This is a genomic window from Fructilactobacillus florum DSM 22689 = JCM 16035 (assembly GCF_001436645.1).
In the GTDB taxonomy this organism is placed as follows: Bacteria; Bacillota; Bacilli; order Lactobacillales; family Lactobacillaceae; genus Fructilactobacillus; species Fructilactobacillus florum.
In genome coordinates, this window is record NZ_AYZI01000005.1 from 100,455 (window position 1) to 116,818 (window position 16,364).

The following is a 16,364-nucleotide window of genomic DNA, read 5'->3' on the forward strand; positions in this document are numbered from 1 at the left end:
AATGAAAAATAATCAACAGTTGAAGCGTCAAGTTTTTGTGGCTGTATTAGCAGCAATTGCATACTTATTAATGTTTATTTCCTTTCCCGTATTACCATATGTACCTTTCTTAAAATTAGATTTTGCTGATATTCCGATTTTAATTGGACTTTTTATGTTGGGACCCAGTGCGGCTGTTGAAACGACCGTTTTAAAATTGTTTCTTTATTGGATGACAATGGGCTTTTCAGTCATTGAATTGATTGGCTTAAGCAGTTCTTTAGTGGTTTCCTTAGTGTTCATTACTATTTTTTGGCTAGGGAAAAAATATGTCCTAAAATCAGGCTATCGTTCAATCTTAGTGGTTATCACGGTTGCTTTATTGCTGACCGTGATCATGAGTATTCTTAACTATCTCGTTTTTATGCCACTGTACATCAATGTAGTCGGCTTTCACTTAGGGATTCCGCTAGCCAAACTAATTTTGATTGGAATTGCGCCATTTAACCTCTTGAAGGGTTTAATTGTGGGAACAGTCTTTACAGTAATTATTAATGTCTTGCCTGGTCGTTATGTCAAATGAAATCACGGCAAGTGATGCTTTATTGTTAGAACTACTATCAGACCATCAGCCCCGTCGACCGCGCTTATTAGTGAATCTTCTGGCTGGGAAAAAGACCGTGGCGACTCGGTATTGGGGGCTTCGCTATGGATTGTTAGGTTTTGCTGGATTGCAACGCTACTGGGGTTCCTTGAAGTTAGATTTTTCTGGTACTCAAGGACAGGGACTGGTGACGACTACTTCCAAAAATGAGTTGAAGCTGACCAAACAAGGGATTGCACAGCAACGACGGCTTCAATTTTTGGAACCCTGGCAGGGTTGGCAAGCAAGCTTTCAGTCGTTAGACTTGCTCCATTTTAAGCAACGTTTATTGTTGTTGATTCAAGTTATGTCCGAACGGGCTCATGGTAATCGACAATATCATCCATTACTAGTAGCAGGATCGGATCGTCAATTTATTAAGACTTACTATACTAGATTGGTTAGTCCATTGGAGACTGCGCAGCAGCTCAAAGAAGATTTGCAAAAGATGTTGGGTTCACTAACAACAACAGCGGCGACCGTGGTGGCAGAACAGTTGGTTGGCTTTGAAAATAATGGAGCCACTTTGACACAAATTGCTTTCAATCATCAATGGACTGACTGGGAAGTTATCCAGGCGGACTTGTTTGGAATCGCTCAACTTGCGCAGCAAGCACTACAAGATACCTCTTTAACACTAAGTCCGTTACTTCAGGGATTGCAAAAACCGATCATTGATCCAAGCGTAGCAACGACTCTACAGCTCTATCAACGTTTTCATAGTTTGAAGGCTGTTCAAAATAAACGGCAAATGCGTCCATCAACGATTACAGAACACCTCTTGCTAGCAGCGATTGACCTGCCACTGGCAAAATTTCCATATCATGATTTTGTGAGTGATTTACAAATTAGGGAAATTCAAAAAGAACTTGGTCAGCAACTAGATCATTGGCGCTACGAAGCGCTTTCTGATCGTTTTCGCAGCACCTGTGATTTTTGGCAGTTTCGGCTTGGAGCCATTAAACTAACCAAAGAAGGGCAGAAAGTTCAAAATTATGGCAGTGATTGATCAACTTTTGCAACAAAAATTCCACTACAAAGCTTTTCGTCCGGGGCAACGAGCAACATTAACAATGTTACAACGGGGACAAAATGTGTTAGCAATTTTACCAACGGGAGCAGGCAAAACTTTAATTTATCAGATCTATGGTGAGTTAATTCACCGTCCGATCCTGATTATTTCGCCTCTCTTAGCACTAATGAATGATCAAGTAGAACGAATGCGTTATTCAGGAGAGCGGCGAGTGGTTGCTTTGAATTCAACGCTAGACTGGTCAGAACGACAAGATGTCCTAACGCATTTAAACCGCTATCGCTATCTCTTTGTTTCACCAGAAATGTTGGCGAACCCCCAGATTTTAAAAAAATTCCAAAAATTATTAATCGGCTTGTTTGTAATCGATGAAGCCCATTGTATCTCTCAATGGGCAATTGATTTTCGTCCAGATTATTTAAACTTAGCGCATGTTTTAAAAAAATTAGGCCAACCACAGACGCTATTATTAACTGCAACCGCAAGTCAGCAAGTTCGTGCCGATTTGCAACATAAATTACGGTTACCGTCCCTGCAAACGGTGGTTGAGAGTATTAATCGGCCTAACATTTATTTAGCGGTTCATCACTTTAATAATGAGGCGGCTAAACAAAACTATCTTTTGCAGTTGTTGCAGAAATTGACACCTTCTTCTGGAATCATCTATTTTTCTAGTAAAAAAATGGCCAATGTCATGGCAACTGCGATTAATCGTGCAACCAACCTTGCTACGGCAGCCTATCATGCTGATTTGAGTAATCCAGATCGGTATAAAATTCAGCAACAATTTATGAATAATCAGCTACAAGTTATTTGTGCTACCACAGCATTTGGAATGGGGATTAATAAACCAGATGTTCGCTTTGTAATTCATTATCACTTGCCTCAGGATTTACCAAGTTACCAACAAGAAATTGGCCGCGGGGGGCGTGATGGATTACCGAGTCTGGCATTATTGTTGTATACAGATCAAGATGCTAACCTGGCTCGCCAATTAAATAGCTTAGATCAGTTAACATCGGTCGATTTAAAAGCATACCAAACCAAACAGCTTACTCAAGTTGCACCGCAAAAACAACAATTGTTGCGTTTTTATCACCACCACCGGGTTACTATGGAAAAATTACGCATCATTTTTGCACAACGTGCGCAACAAAAACAACAGGCTTTCCAAGCCCTGCTAGAGTATATTAATCAAACTGGTTGTCGGAGGAAGAAGTTACTTGCCAGCTGTTCTGAGAGTTTCGATCAGCATGACGATGATTGTTGCGACAATGGGATTGAAACTGAAATTAATGCTGATTTATACAGTTCTACCAGTCAACCAGCTACTAACAAACCAATAATGGACTGGCGAGAAATCATTACCAAGTTATTTTAACCGTGGCAATTCATGGTATAATCAAAAGCAAATATTGATTTTGGGGGATTAATTTTGAAACAAACTGATAAACATAAATCAGAACCATGGGATGAATCATTTTCTGATGATCGTGACAATAAGGGAAACCTTTCCCGAATTGAATTGAGAAAAAGCAAGAGTAATTTTCGCATCATCTTGCTAGTGTTAATTTCGGTCGTTATTATCATTGCAATTTTTTCATTAGCATTTGGAATGTCACAGCAGCGCTCGCTTCAACAATCCGCAGAGCCTAATAAATCAAGTAAACAGCGGACTTCGAAGAGCCAAACAAAGCATCGACAAGCCAAGCCGAAGAAGCAACCACAATCTTCCGTCAAAAATGAGTCTCAGAAAACCTCAGAAAAGGAAAATTCACCAGCTGACGAGCATTCGACAAATGCTCCTTCAGATCAAGCGCAGTCGGTCACTAATACGACTAAGCAAACCGAAAAATCTGTGCAATCAGAACCAAATTCACCCACTAATCGTGATCAAAATCAAGAACCACAGTATGTCACCGTTAACCAAAGCGAAGGCATGTATCGCGTAGCTAAAAATGCCGGAATTACAGTGCAGCAGTTGCAACAGTTAAACGGATTGACACCACAGAGTACGCTGACACCTGGGCAAAAACTGCGGGTTCATTAATAATATAAAATAGGGATTGAATAAAATGGGCAAAGACGGATTACAAGTAGCAATTGATGGACCAGCTTCCGCTGGGAAGAGTACCGTAGCTAAAATTGTGGCGCACAAGTTTAACTACATATATGTTGATACTGGGGCCATGTATCGTGCCTTAACCTTAGCAGCGCTCGATCAGCGGCTAGAATTAACTAATGAAGATCAACTTATTGAACTTTTACGACAAATCACAATTAGTTTTCAGCCAGCATCGGCGGGGCAACGGGTATTTATCAATGAAACCGAAGTAACTGATGAGATTCGCTCTGAAATAGTCACTAATAACGTGTCCACGGTTGCGGCTCTACCAGCGATTCGTAAGGCACTGGTTGCTCGGCAACAAGAATTAGCACTTGCAGGTGGCATTGTGATGGATGGTCGCGATATTGGAACGACCGTTTTACCTCGGGCAGATTTGAAACTTTTTTTGGTTGCTAGCGTTGCTCAACGGGCCAAATGGCGGTATTTGGAAAACCAGCAAAAGGGAATTACAACTAGTCTCAAAACTTTACAAGCAGAAATCGCAGAGCGGGATTATAAAGATTCCCATCGAGCTACTTCTCCACTAAGAAAGGCTCCAGATGCGATTGAAATTGACACGACGTCACTCACAATCGAGCAGGTTTGTGAACAAATCACTCGTTTAATGATCCAAAAAGCTAATGAATTTAGAAAATAGTCGAATGTTAGATATTATTTGCTGGAAAAATAAAACTAATTAAGATACAATAAAGTTAGAGTAGTTTCGAGGAGGAATCGTTTAGATGAGTGATAATGAAAACAAGCAATTATTGGACGCTCTTGATAATATCAAAGAGGTAAAAATTGGTGATGTTGTTAATGGTGAAGTTTTGGCTGTTGACAATGACCAACAATTAATTGTTGGAATTGAAGGCGCCGGTGTAGAAGGGGTTGTCCCTAGCAAAGAAGTTTCTGCTGATCCTGATGAAAATCCATCTGATAAATATTCAGTTGGTGATCAAATCAAAGTGGTTGTTGTTTCTAAGATTGGTGACGACAAAGAAAATGGTAGTTACTTGCTATCTGTTCGGCGACTTGAAGCATTAAAAATCTGGGATGAGATTAAAGACAAAGAATCCAAGGATGAAAACATCACTGTTAAAGTTACCCGCCCGGTTAAGGGTGGTTTAGTGGTTAATGCAGACGGAGTTCGTGGTTTCATTCCTGCTTCGATGATTACTGATCACTTTGTAAGTGATTTAAATCAATACAAGGGTCAAGAACTAGAAGTTAAGATTATTGAGGTTGTTCCAGAGGAAAATCGGTTAATCTTATCTCATCGAGCAATTGCTGAAAAGAACCGGAAGCAAGCTCGAGAAGAAATCATGAACAACTTAGCTGCTGGCGATGTTGTTGAAGGAACCGTTGCGCGGCTAACTAACTTCGGTGCTTTCATCGACTTGGGTGGTATTGACGGGCTGGTTCATATTTCAGAAATCTCTTATGATCATGTTAACAAAGCCGCTGATGTATTGAGTGTCGGTGAAAAAGTTAAAGTTAAGGTACTTTCGGTTGAACCAGAGCGTGATCGGATTTCACTTTCAATTAAGCAATTACAACCGGGACCATGGGATGACATCGAGGAAAAAGCACCGGTTGGAAGTGTACTAGATGGAACCGTTAAACGCTTAGTTGATTTTGGAGCCTTTGTTGAAGTCTTTGCTGGAGTGGAAGGTTTAGTTCATATTTCACAAATCTCTCACGAACACATTGACAAGCCTAGTGATGTCCTTAAATCTGGTCAGAAGATTCAGGTTAAAGTACTTTCGATTGATCCAGAGGAACATCGTTTGGCGCTATCGATTAAAGCACTTGAAGAGCCAGAGGAACAGGCTGCTGCTAAGGACGAACCCAAGCAAAACGTCGATGATCATGCAACTAATGCTGCTCCAGAAGAAGAGAGTGGATTTACTTTAGGTGACATCTTGGGTCATGAACTTGATAATGATGACCGTGAATAAAAATAATTCATTAAAAAATCCTTCAAGCTTGAAGGATTTTTTAATGCTTAAATCGAGGTAAAATAATGGCTAAACCCACTGTAGCAATTGTCGGTAAACCAAATGTTGGTAAATCAACCATTTTTAATCGGATTGCAGGAGCAAGAATTTCAATTGTGGAAGATACTCCTGGAGTAACTCGTGATCGGATTTATGCTCCGGCAGAGTGGCTGGGGGTGAATTTTAATCTAATTGATACTGGCGGGATTGAGCTGTCTGATGCGCCCTTTATGAAACAAATTACCGCTCAGGCAGAAATTGCAATTGATGAAGCAGATGTTATCATCTTGATAGTTGATGGCAAGCAGGGCGTCACTGATGCCGATGAACAGGTTGCCCATCTGTTATATCGATCAGACACCCCCGTAGTTGTGGCGGTTAATAAAATCGATAATTTTGAAAGCCGTACCAATGCCTATGATTTTTATGCGCTTGGATTGGGAGATCCGTACCCAATTTCTGGAGCACATGGTTTAGGGCTGGGAGATTTATTAGATGCGGTTATCCGTAATTTTCCAGAGGTTCCCGATGACGCACCGGATAATAGTCTACGATTTAGTTTAATTGGAAGACCCAATGTTGGAAAATCATCATTAGTAAATTCGATGCTGGGCGATCAGCGTGTGATTGTATCACAAGTTGCCGGAACCACCCGCGATGCTATTGATACCAAATTTGTGGCGGATCAGCAATTATTCACAATTGTTGACACCGCTGGAATTCGGAAACGTGGTAAGGTTTACGAGAAAACTGAAAAGTATAGTGTCATGCGCGCCATGAAAGCCATTGAAGATAGTAGCGTTGTTTTAGTTGTTTTAAATGCTGAAGAAGGAATTCGAGAACAAGATAAGCGCGTAGCTGGCTATGCACATGATGCTGGTAAGGGAATCATTATTGTTGTCAATAAATGGGATACAGTCAAAAAAGATAATCATACCCAGCAACAATTTGAAGCGCTAATTCGATCTGAATTTCAATATTTAGCCTATGCGCCAATCATCTTCGTTTCCGCAAAGACTAAGCAGCGTTTAGGTCAACTTCCTAGTTTGATTAAACAAATCAATAATAACCATACTAAGCGGATTCAGTCCTCCCATTTAAATGAGATTATTATGGATGCGATTGGCATGACGCCTACGCCCACGATCAAAACCCGAAAATTACGGATTTATTATGCAACTCAGGTGGCAACAGCCCCACCAACGATCGTTTTATTTGTAAATGAACCTGAATTATTACATTTTTCATATCGTCGTTATTTGGAAAATCAGATTCGTAAACAAATTGACTTTACAGGAACTCCATTGCGTTTAATTGCACGAAAAAGAAAATGATTTTTTGGTTAAAATGAAATTAATAATAAAAAAATGAAAAAATCTGACAAAGATTACCGGCAAACGTTGCAAACTCGGTTTTCGTGTGCTATCTTTAGTCTATGAGATAGCCATTTTGTTATCTCGTTCTAGTTCCGGTACATATCTATCAGGAGCTTATAGTCGATGTTTTTGTCAGACATCTTTCAGGAGGTGAAACACTCATGGCCAACAAAGCAGAATTAGTGGATGATGTTGCGAAAGCAGCAGGATTAACTAAAAAGGATGCCACCGCTGCAATGGATGCAGTTTTTGATGCCATCCAAGATCAGCTTGCTAAGGGTGAACGTGTTCAATTGATCGGTTTTGGTAGTTTTGAAGTCCGCGAACGTGCTGCTCGCAAGGGACGCAACCCACAAACTGGTAAGGAAATTGAAATTCCTGCAAGTAAAGTACCTGCCTTCAAAGCTGGAAAAGCTTTAAAGGATGCTGTCAAATAATTCTTTATTTGATTAATAGTCGGTTCGCAGTTGCGAGCTGGCTTTTTTGTTACTTAAAGACGGGAGATAATTATGAGTTTTTCAGAACAGGTGCTCACAGCGCTCCATAACCAAGAATTGCAAACTTATCAACAAGCACTCGGGCAGGCCTTGGAGCATGATGATGATGAGTTGCTGAACTCTTTGGCTGAAGAATTATACGCCTTAGGTTTTAATGACGATGCCATTAAAATTTATCAACAATTATTACAAAAGTATCCAAGCGAAGATGAACTCCGGACGAATTTGGCTGATTTAATGATCGCTCAGGACGAAGAAGATCAGGCACTCAATTATCTAAACGAAATTAAACCGTCGTCAGATTACTATGTAAATGCGCTACTAGTTGCTGCGGATTTATATCAAACCCAAGGATTTCCAGAAGTTAGTGAGCAAAAATTGTTGCAGGCTAAAGCACTTGCTCCGCACGAACCAGTGATTACGTTTGCTCTTGCTGAATTGTATTATGCGACACAGCAACCCGAAAAGGCACAACCGCTCTATTTACAACTACTTAAAAGTGGACATTTAGAGATTTCAAATGTTAATTTAGTGGAGCGTTTGGGGGTGACCTACGCTCAATTGGGTCATTTTGAGCAAGCTTTAGGATATTTGGAGCAAATTGAAGCTGGACAGCAAACCCCAACGGTTAAATTTGAATTAGGCGTTACCTATTTACAACTAGGGCAGTTAAAGGCTGCTATTGAACAGTTACAGCAGTTACAAACAACTGATCCTCAGTTTGCCTCACTCTATCTTCCTTTAGGAGAAGCACTTGCTGCTGATCAGCAACCAACCGCCGCGTTGCACACGCTACAAGAAGGGCTACGGGTTGATGAATATAACGATGATTTATATCTAAAGCTTGCCGAGCTTGCTGAGCAATTACAGCAGCCAGAGTTAGCAAAACAAACTTTGAGGCAGGGATATCAGATAAATCCCGAAAACCAAGCTCTGATTAATCAGCTATCGGCATTCGAGCTCAAACAAGGGAACTATCGGCAGGTTCTGGAGCTGGTTGACTCGGATCAAGGAAAAGTTGATGTAACACCTCAACTAGCTTGGGACGCCGCAACGGCTGCAACCAAATTAGAATTGTGGGAGCAGGCGGAATCATTTTATCAACAAGCTGCGACCGGCTTACTTAATAATCCTGATTTTTTAAAGCAGGCGACTTTATTTTATCGAGAAATGGGTAAGCAAACCCAAGCAATTAAATTTTTAAACCGGTACCTAGCAATAGTTCCCGACGATCCAGAGATGGAAGAGTTATTAATTGATTTAAATGAAACCTTATAAAACAGGATTAGCTACGGGAAAAGGCTAATCCTGTTTTATTTTCTTGTTATAATAGGTTTATTGAGGTTGGAGGGGAGAAATTAATTTTGCAGATTAAAGAGTTACCGCCAGAATTTCTTGATGCTAAGCAAGTTTTACAAAAAATTGAACAACATGGTTATCAGGCCTATTTTGTTGGGGGATGTGTTCGAGATACGCTCTTGCATAAAGAATTGCACGATGTCGATTTGGCCACCTCGGCTTATCCTGCAGAAATCAAACAAATTTTTCCAATCACGATTGATACGGGGATTGAACATGGAACCATTACGGTACGATATGACCGGAAAAGCTTTGAAATCACTACTTTTCGTACGGAGAGTGGTTACCAAGACTATCGTCGACCAGATCAAGTGACGTTTGTTCGTTCTTTAAAAGAAGATTTACAGCGCCGTGATTTTACTATTAATGCCCTTGCAATGACAGCGACCGGAGATGTCATTGACCTATTTTCTGGATTGCGAGATCTAGACCAGCGGCTGATTAAAGCAGTTGGTGATCCCGAACAACGGTTTCAAGAAGATGCACTTCGTTTGATGCGGGCTGTCCGGTTTGGCAGTCAGCTTGATTTTTGCATTGAAAAGCAGACCTTGGTAGCAATGTATCATAAGGCTGCTTTGTTAGAGAAGATTTCAATTGAACGAATTAATGCAGAATTTAGTAAAATGATGCTTGGCCAAACCCCCATGCATGGTTTAGAACAAATGATTAAAACCAAAATTTTACAGCACATCCCGGTGTTATCGGCGTATGAGCCTCAACTGCAACAATTAATTAGTCATGTTCCAGCTGTTCGTTTGAAAACAAATGTAGAAGTTTGGACATTGCTTGCGGTTGCGCTACGGCTCAATTCAACCAAGCTTAAACATTTGCTACGAACCTGGAAAAATTCTAATCAATTGTTAAATGAAACTGTTATTGCGACGCAGGCTGCTCAGACTATGTGCCAAAGAGAGCTCACGGCTTGGGAGCTTTATCAAACTGGTTGGGTTCTACTTCAACAAAGTGCTCACGTGGCTTTACTTTATCGATCAACAATTTCTTTAGCTCGTTTGCAAAAGCAATATCAGAAGTTGCCAATCAAAAAACGGGGCGAATTGCATATTAATGGAAAAAGCCTACTGAAAGCAGGCTTTACTCCGGGACCGAACCTCGGCCAAGTATTGGAACAATTAGAAAAATCCGTGGTTGCAGGAGAACTACCTAATGATACGGTAGCCTTACTTAAGGCTGCTCAGAAATTAAACCCTAAAGAAGATTGAGGATATTTATGGCTGAAACATTAAAAGCAGTTGCTTTAACAAAAACATACGGTGAAAAGACCCTCTTTTCCAACATCGATTTTATCATTAATGAACATGACCGAATTGGATTGATTGGTCCAAATGGAAGTGGGAAAACATCATTATTGAATTCAATTGCGGGATTAGATGAAACTGTCACCGGAACAATTAAAACTCCCAAAAATTATCGGATTGGTTATTTGAAACAACAACCGGTGCTGGGAATGGATTTAACGGTATTGGATGCAGTGTTAGCCGGCAAACAATCCATTTTTCAGATAATTCGTCGCTATGAGCAGACGCTCACTGCTTATAGTGAAAACCCAGGGGTGTCTGAACTAGAACAACAGTATCTAAAAGCTGAAGCACACATGAACGAGTCAGATGCTTGGAATGCTGAAAGTCGGATTAAAACAATTTTAAATCAATTAAAGATCACAGATTTGAATCAAAGAGTTGAAACAATGTCAGGAGGACAACAAAAAAGATTGGGTTTAGCCCAGGTTTTAATTCAAGCCCCCGATTTGTTATTACTAGATGAGCCAACCAATCATCTTGATTTTGATTCAATTGCCTGGTTAGAACAGTTTTTAGCCGGATATCACGGAGCTTTGGTGGTAATAACCCACGATCGTTATTTTTTAGATCGGATTTCCAATCAAATCTGGTCATTGTCTCGGGGTCAGCTACAACGTTCTTCTGGTAATTATCAAGATTATGTTGCTCAGCGGGCCAAGTTATTAAACGATCAGACAGCGGCTGCTCACAAACGGCGTCGGCTTTATCAGCAAGAACTTGCTTGGATGAAGGCGGGAGCAAAAGCTCGGTCAACTAAACAAAATGCTAGAATTGAACGATTTAATGATCTAAAACAGCAAGTCCAAAATGAACCAACAGCCACCCAGGAACTCAATATTGAACTTGGACAAGCTAGACTGGGAAAGCAGGTGTTAGAATTTAAAGACGTCGATTTGACCATTGCTGGGCATCCGGTTTTGCATGACTTCAATTATTTAATTAAAAATGGTGATCGAATCGGAATCAGTGGTCAAAACGGTGCCGGGAAAACTACTTTTCTCAAGGCAATTATGCAGCAATTACCCCTACAGCATGGCCAAATTATAGTGGGGGAAACAGTTAAATTTGGTTATTATTCCCAACAGATGGAGCCGTTTCCACAAGATCAGCGAGTAATTACTTATTTGACGAAAATTGCCCAACAAGTTCCTAATAATGAGGGTGAACAAATTAGTGTAACTAATTTGTTAGAGGAATTTTTGTTTCCAAAAGAGATGCATGGAACAATGATTCGCAAGCTGTCAGGGGGCGAACAACGTCGTTTATATCTGCTTAAAATCCTAATGGAGCAGCCCAATGTCTTGCTATTAGATGAACCAACCAATAACCTTGATATTGAAACGTTAACGGTACTTGAAAATTATCTGGCTAACTTTTCCGGAACGGTCTTAATTGTTTCTCATGATCGCTACTTTCTCGATAAAACTGCCGATCAGTTGTTATTGTTTAATGGTGATGGGCAATTAACGCAATTTACTGGCCGGTTTAGTGATTACTTGCAGCAAACCGCTGTTGTAAAAGATGCACCAACTAACAAAAAAACTAAGCCGATTAGTTCGAAACAAGTAACCAAAAAAACAAAATTAACCTACGGCGAGCAATTAGAATGGAATAAAATCGAAAATAAGATTGAAGAAAACGACCAGCAAGTGCAGCAGTTACAGCAAGCGATGGTAACTGCAAGCAACGATTATCAAAAACTGGCAAAATTACAACAACAGTTGGCTGATACCCAACAGCAAGGTCAACAGCTGATGGACCGATGGGAATATTTAAGTCAATTTATTAGTGATTAAGGAGTAGCGATGTTAGAAGAAGAGTATTTAAATTTAGCTAAATTTGTTTTAGAGCATGGGCAGCGGAAGGATGATCGGACTAATACCGGAACTTTGAGTTATTTCGGCTATCAAATGCGTTTTGACTTGACAACTGGGTTCCCGTTATTGACCACTAAAAGCGTCCCATTTCGTCTAATTAAGAGTGAATTGTTATGGTTTTTACACGGTGATACTAATATTAAATACCTACTACAACACAATAATCACATTTGGGATGAGTGGGCTTTTAAAAAATGGGTCACCTCAAATGAATATCATGGACCTAATATGGATGACTTTGGTCACCGAGCTGCAAAAGATGTTGAATTTAATCGAATTTATCAAACCGAAAAAGCCCGCTTTTGTGACCGTATTCTAAATGATCCTGAATTTGCTGCTAAGTATGGTGACCTTGGCTTGGTTTATGGTAGCCAATGGCGAAATTGGAAGACATCGACTGGAAAAACTATCGATCAGCTAAAAAATGTAATTGAAACAATTAAACATCATCCTGACTCACGTCGAATGATTGTCTCAGCCTGGAATCCTGAAGATGTCGACCAAATGGCCTTACCACCTTGTCATACTCTGTTCCAGTTTTACGTTAATGACGGTAAACTTAGTTGTCAGCTATATCAACGCAGCGCTGACATTTTCTTAGGCGTTCCTTTTAACATTGCCAGTTATGCACTTTTAACCAATTTAATTGCTAAGGAATGTAATTTACAGGCAGGAGATTTTGTTCACACACTTGGCGATGCCCACCTATATCTAAATCATTTAGATCAAATCAAAGAGCAGCTAACAAGAAAACCGCATCCAGCACCACAACTATGGTTAAATCCAGAAAAAAGCAGTATCTTTAGTTATGATATTGATGATATTAAAATTGAAAATTATCACCATGATAAACCGATTCATGGCACTGTCGCAGTATAAGGGGGGACTTCCATGTTAGCTTTTATTTGGGCAGAAGCGCACAATCATGTTATTGGAAGCAAGGGTGAGCTTCCTTGGCATCTTCCGGATGATCTCCAGTTTTTTAAACGACAAACGAGCCAGCATCAAATTCTAGCTGGAGCACGAACTTATGCTAGTTTTAAACGACCACTTCCTAACCGGAAAAATCTGGTATTAACTCACCGGAACGCCACTGAGTTTCCAGCAGAAGTTTTGGTTTTCTCGACCTTGTCGGAATTCTTGCAATATGCAAATGAATTCAAAAATGATTTGATTTTTGTTGTGGGTGGTTCCATTATTTTCAGACAGCTTTTACCTTATACGCAGTTTTTGTATCGTACAACAATTGACGCAACGGTCCCAGGCGATACCTATATGATTTCCATTAATTATGATGATTTTGTTAGACAGGAAGTTATCGCCGGCGCTCACAATGAGCAATTTCCTCATCAATTTGAAATCTTTGCCAGAAAAACTGTAGCGAAAGGATCTCCTGATGCAAACAAGTTTTTATGATTATTTAATGACGCGCAGAAATCCTCTTGATCATGGAGCGGTAGCTGAATTTGCAAATAATGCCTTCTTTGATCAATCATTTCCTAAACACACTAATGACTTTGCGACACTTTCACAATATTTAGAAGAAAATGCTGGTTATTTGCCAACCATGACCATTTTTGATGCTGCTTGGCAACAATATTTGGCAGCAATGAACTAAAGAAGGAGCATTCAATTGCAAACGAACATCCAATGGTTTCCTGGACACATGGCAAAGGCCATTCGTCAATTTGAAGAAAATATTAAAGTAGTTGATGTGGTCTTTGAAATCTTAGACGCGCGAATTCCAATCAGTTCGATTAATCCAGAAATAACACGAATTAGTAGAAATAAGCCCCGTCTCCTAATCTTGACTAAAGCAGATCTAGCCGATCATCAGCTAACTAAACAATGGCTATTATGGTTTCAAAAACAGGGGCAAGCGGCAATCACCATTGATGCTAAAACTCCTGGGGTACAAAAAAAAGTTGAGCAGGCAGCGAAACGCTTACTTGCTAACAAACTATCGCAACAACAAGCAAAGGGATTTAGTCCCCAAAAAATCAAAGCCATTTGTGTTGGTGTGCCTAACGTTGGGAAGTCAACGTTACTAAATCAACTAATTAATCGGCGATCGGCTCCAGTTGGAAATCGACCAGGGGTTACTAAAGGACAACAGTGGCTGACTGGCAATGGTCGCTTAGAGTTATTAGATACGCCTGGAATTTTATGGCCGAAATTTGCAGATCAGCGGGTGGCCGAAAAGTTGGCTTTAACTGGAGCGATTCGTGAGCGAGCTTATCACAGCGATGATGTGGCTCTCTTTGCAATACAATTTTTTAAACAAACTTCTCCAAGTGCTTTGTTGCAGCGATATCATTTGGATGTTTCCGAACTAGAATTAGCTAATCCAGAACTTTTGTTGACGATCACGGCTAAATTAGGTATGAAAGATGATTATGACCGAGCTGCTGATCGAATCATTACGGATGTTCGCAAGGGAAAATTGGGTCCTTTTACCCTTGATAATCCTTACGATTCAGAATTAACTGGAGCTACTGATTGATGAAAGTTAGTGAAATTAAGCAACGGCTACAACAGGTAACCATGCTTACCAGCCCATTTTTACAAGCAATGGAGACTGATGACCGACAGGGAGTGCAGCAAGCTGTTCGACAAACAAGGCGGCGCCTCCTTGCAGAGCAGCAGTTACAAGAAGATTTTCAGAAAAGATTTCATTATGAAAAACAGTTCTGGGAAATGGGACAACTAGTTGCTGGGATTGATGAAGTCGGGCGGGGACCGCTTGCCGGTCCCGTCGTTGCGGCGGCTGTGATTTTACCGCATGATTTTGCTGTGCTGTCAGTCAACGATTCAAAGCAATTAAGTGATCATAAACGTCGCAAGTTGGTTCCACTAATCAAACAACAGGCAATTAGTTATTCCTCGGCAGTCGTTTCTTCCGAAATAATTGATCAGCTAAACATCTATGAAGCTACCCGCTTGGCAATGAAAAAAGCGGTTTTAGGGTTGCTGCCAAAACCCAACCATCTTCTAGTTGATGCAATGACCATTGATCTTCCCATTACACAAACGAAAATCATCAAAGGCGATACAAAGTCTAATAGCATCGCTGCTGCTAGTATTATTGCTAAAGTTACTCGGGATGATTTAATGATTGCTTATGATCAAAAGTTTCCTGGCTATGGTTTTGCACACAATGATGGTTACGGGACGCAGGCGCACTTAACTGCGATGAACCGGTTGGGAATTACCCCGATTCATCGGCGAAGTTTTGCACCGGTGAAAAAATTATTGGGTTAAAATCGTACTTGTCTAAAAGGCGGTTTTTACAATGTTAATTCGAGATGAGATTTTACTTCGCATTAAATTATGTCCAGGTATTGGTTTGCGCGGGGAACAGTTAACGCTAGCGTGGTTACAAACAGCAGAATCAGCAACCTTTTCAAACTGGGATTTAGTTTTGGAACACATCATAAAAATTCTGCAGGCAGCTCGCCTTAAATCAGAACGATTTCAAACAGCTTTTTTTGCAACAAAAACTATTAAAGAATGGGAAGAACAGCGTTTACAAGGGTGGATTTCGATTCTTAGTCCCAAATATCCAGCACAGCTACGTGAGATTTATCAACCACCAATTATTCTTTTTTATCAAGGGAAGCTCGATTTATTGAAGAAAGCTCCGTGTCTCGGGATTGTTGGCGCAAGAAACTGTTCAAATTATGCGGTCGCTGCAATGAAAAAAACACTGGATCAGCGTGTTACTAGCCAATATGTGATTGTTTCTGGGCTTGCAGCTGGAGTAGATACTCTTGGGCACCAACTAGCTCTGGCTTTTCGTGGACAAACGATTGCAGTGCTTGGAACTGGATTAAATCGGTTTTATCCAGCTGCAAATCAGAGCTTACAGCAACAATTAGCCAGCAATCAGCTGGTGATTTCGGAATACGGTAGGGGGCAAGGTCCTTTACCCTTTCATTTTGTAGAACGTAACCGAATTATTGCTGGTTTATGTCAAAAACTTTTAGTAGTTGAAGCACGACAAAAATCTGGAAGTTTAATCACAGCTAGTCTAGCCTTACAAAATGGACGTGATGTTTTGGCAATTCCAGGCGCCATTACCAACCACGCCTCGGTTGGATGTAATGAGCTGATTGCTGCTGGAGCCCAGCCCTGTTTGACAACGGCCGATTTATTAGGACGAGTCGTTATTTGA

General features: G+C 40.4%; 17 protein-coding genes. All 17 read left to right on the plus strand.

Going from position 1 to position 16,364, the window contains the following annotated elements; all coding sequences use genetic code 11:
- Position 1 precedes the first annotated feature (1 nt).
- The 17 genes from FC87_RS03955 (at position 2) to dprA (ending at position 16,364) form a co-directional block, all read left to right on the plus strand.
- Complete coding sequence (locus FC87_RS03955) at positions 2 to 562, plus strand: ECF transporter S component (RefSeq protein ID WP_009167199.1); 561 nt, start codon at positions 2 to 4, stop codon at positions 560 to 562.
- A complete protein-coding gene (locus FC87_RS03960) occupies positions 552 to 1,631 on the plus strand; it encodes a helix-turn-helix domain-containing protein (protein ID WP_056961693.1) in 1,080 nt (359 codons plus the stop codon). The genes FC87_RS03955 and FC87_RS03960 overlap by 11 nt, the downstream gene beginning before the upstream one ends.
- A complete protein-coding gene (locus FC87_RS03965; protein ID WP_054689744.1) occupies positions 1,618 to 3,036 on the plus strand; it encodes a RecQ family ATP-dependent DNA helicase in 1,419 nt (472 codons plus the stop codon). The genes FC87_RS03960 and FC87_RS03965 overlap by 14 nt, the downstream gene beginning before the upstream one ends.
- Positions 3,037 to 3,090: 54 nt before the next feature.
- On the plus strand, positions 3,091 to 3,705 hold the full coding sequence (locus FC87_RS03970) for a LysM peptidoglycan-binding domain-containing protein (RefSeq protein WP_056961695.1): 615 nt from the start codon (positions 3,091 to 3,093) through the stop codon (positions 3,703 to 3,705).
- Between the two features lie 25 nt (positions 3,706 to 3,730).
- Complete coding sequence (cmk, locus tag FC87_RS03975) at positions 3,731 to 4,420, plus strand: (d)CMP kinase (protein ID WP_054689738.1); 690 nt, start codon at positions 3,731 to 3,733, stop codon at positions 4,418 to 4,420.
- Between the two features lie 85 nt (positions 4,421 to 4,505).
- Entirely contained in the window at positions 4,506 to 5,723 is a 1,218-nt protein-coding gene (gene rpsA, locus FC87_RS03980; protein WP_009167194.1) for a 30S ribosomal protein S1, read from the plus strand.
- 65 nt (positions 5,724 to 5,788) lie between these two features.
- Positions 5,789 to 7,096: a ribosome biogenesis GTPase Der gene (gene der, locus FC87_RS03985; RefSeq protein WP_056961697.1), complete on the plus strand. Its 1,308-nt coding sequence runs from the start codon at positions 5,789 to 5,791 to the stop codon at positions 7,094 to 7,096.
- 203 nt (positions 7,097 to 7,299) lie between these two features.
- The gene (locus FC87_RS03990; RefSeq protein WP_009166255.1) at positions 7,300 to 7,575 is read left to right on the plus strand and encodes an HU family DNA-binding protein; all 276 of its coding nucleotides are present in this window, start codon (positions 7,300 to 7,302) and stop codon (positions 7,573 to 7,575) included.
- Between the two features lie 72 nt (positions 7,576 to 7,647).
- The gene (locus tag FC87_RS03995; RefSeq protein WP_056961698.1) at positions 7,648 to 8,913 is read left to right on the plus strand and encodes a tetratricopeptide repeat protein; all 1,266 of its coding nucleotides are present in this window, start codon (positions 7,648 to 7,650) and stop codon (positions 8,911 to 8,913) included.
- Between the two features lie 86 nt (positions 8,914 to 8,999).
- On the plus strand, positions 9,000 to 10,214 hold the full coding sequence (locus FC87_RS04000; RefSeq protein WP_056961700.1) for a CCA tRNA nucleotidyltransferase: 1,215 nt from the start codon (positions 9,000 to 9,002) through the stop codon (positions 10,212 to 10,214).
- Between the two features lie 8 nt (positions 10,215 to 10,222).
- Positions 10,223 to 12,109: an ABC-F family ATP-binding cassette domain-containing protein gene (locus FC87_RS04005; protein ID WP_056961702.1), complete on the plus strand. Its 1,887-nt coding sequence runs from the start codon at positions 10,223 to 10,225 to the stop codon at positions 12,107 to 12,109.
- Positions 12,110 to 12,118: 9 nt separating this feature from the next.
- Positions 12,119 to 13,069 (plus strand): thymidylate synthase, encoded by a 951-nt coding sequence (locus FC87_RS04010; RefSeq protein ID WP_056961704.1) that lies wholly within the window; start codon positions 12,119 to 12,121, stop codon positions 13,067 to 13,069.
- A 12-nt stretch (positions 13,070 to 13,081) separates the two neighbouring features.
- Positions 13,082 to 13,606 (plus strand): dihydrofolate reductase, encoded by a 525-nt coding sequence (locus FC87_RS04015; protein ID WP_054689734.1) that lies wholly within the window; start codon positions 13,082 to 13,084, stop codon positions 13,604 to 13,606.
- A complete protein-coding gene (locus FC87_RS04020; protein ID WP_009166261.1) occupies positions 13,587 to 13,808 on the plus strand; it encodes a YozE family protein in 222 nt (73 codons plus the stop codon). The genes FC87_RS04015 and FC87_RS04020 overlap by 20 nt, the downstream gene beginning before the upstream one ends.
- A 15-nt stretch (positions 13,809 to 13,823) precedes the next feature.
- On the plus strand, positions 13,824 to 14,693 hold the full coding sequence (gene ylqF / locus FC87_RS04025; RefSeq protein WP_082619216.1) for a ribosome biogenesis GTPase YlqF: 870 nt from the start codon (positions 13,824 to 13,826) through the stop codon (positions 14,691 to 14,693).
- Positions 14,693 to 15,451, plus strand: a complete 759-nt coding sequence (locus FC87_RS04030) for a ribonuclease HII (protein WP_056961706.1) — start codon at positions 14,693 to 14,695, stop codon at positions 15,449 to 15,451. The genes ylqF and FC87_RS04030 overlap by 1 nt, the downstream gene beginning before the upstream one ends.
- A gap of 31 nt (positions 15,452 to 15,482) precedes the next feature.
- Positions 15,483 to 16,364: a DNA-processing protein DprA gene (dprA, locus tag FC87_RS04035; protein WP_056961708.1), complete on the plus strand. Its 882-nt coding sequence runs from the start codon at positions 15,483 to 15,485 to the stop codon at positions 16,362 to 16,364.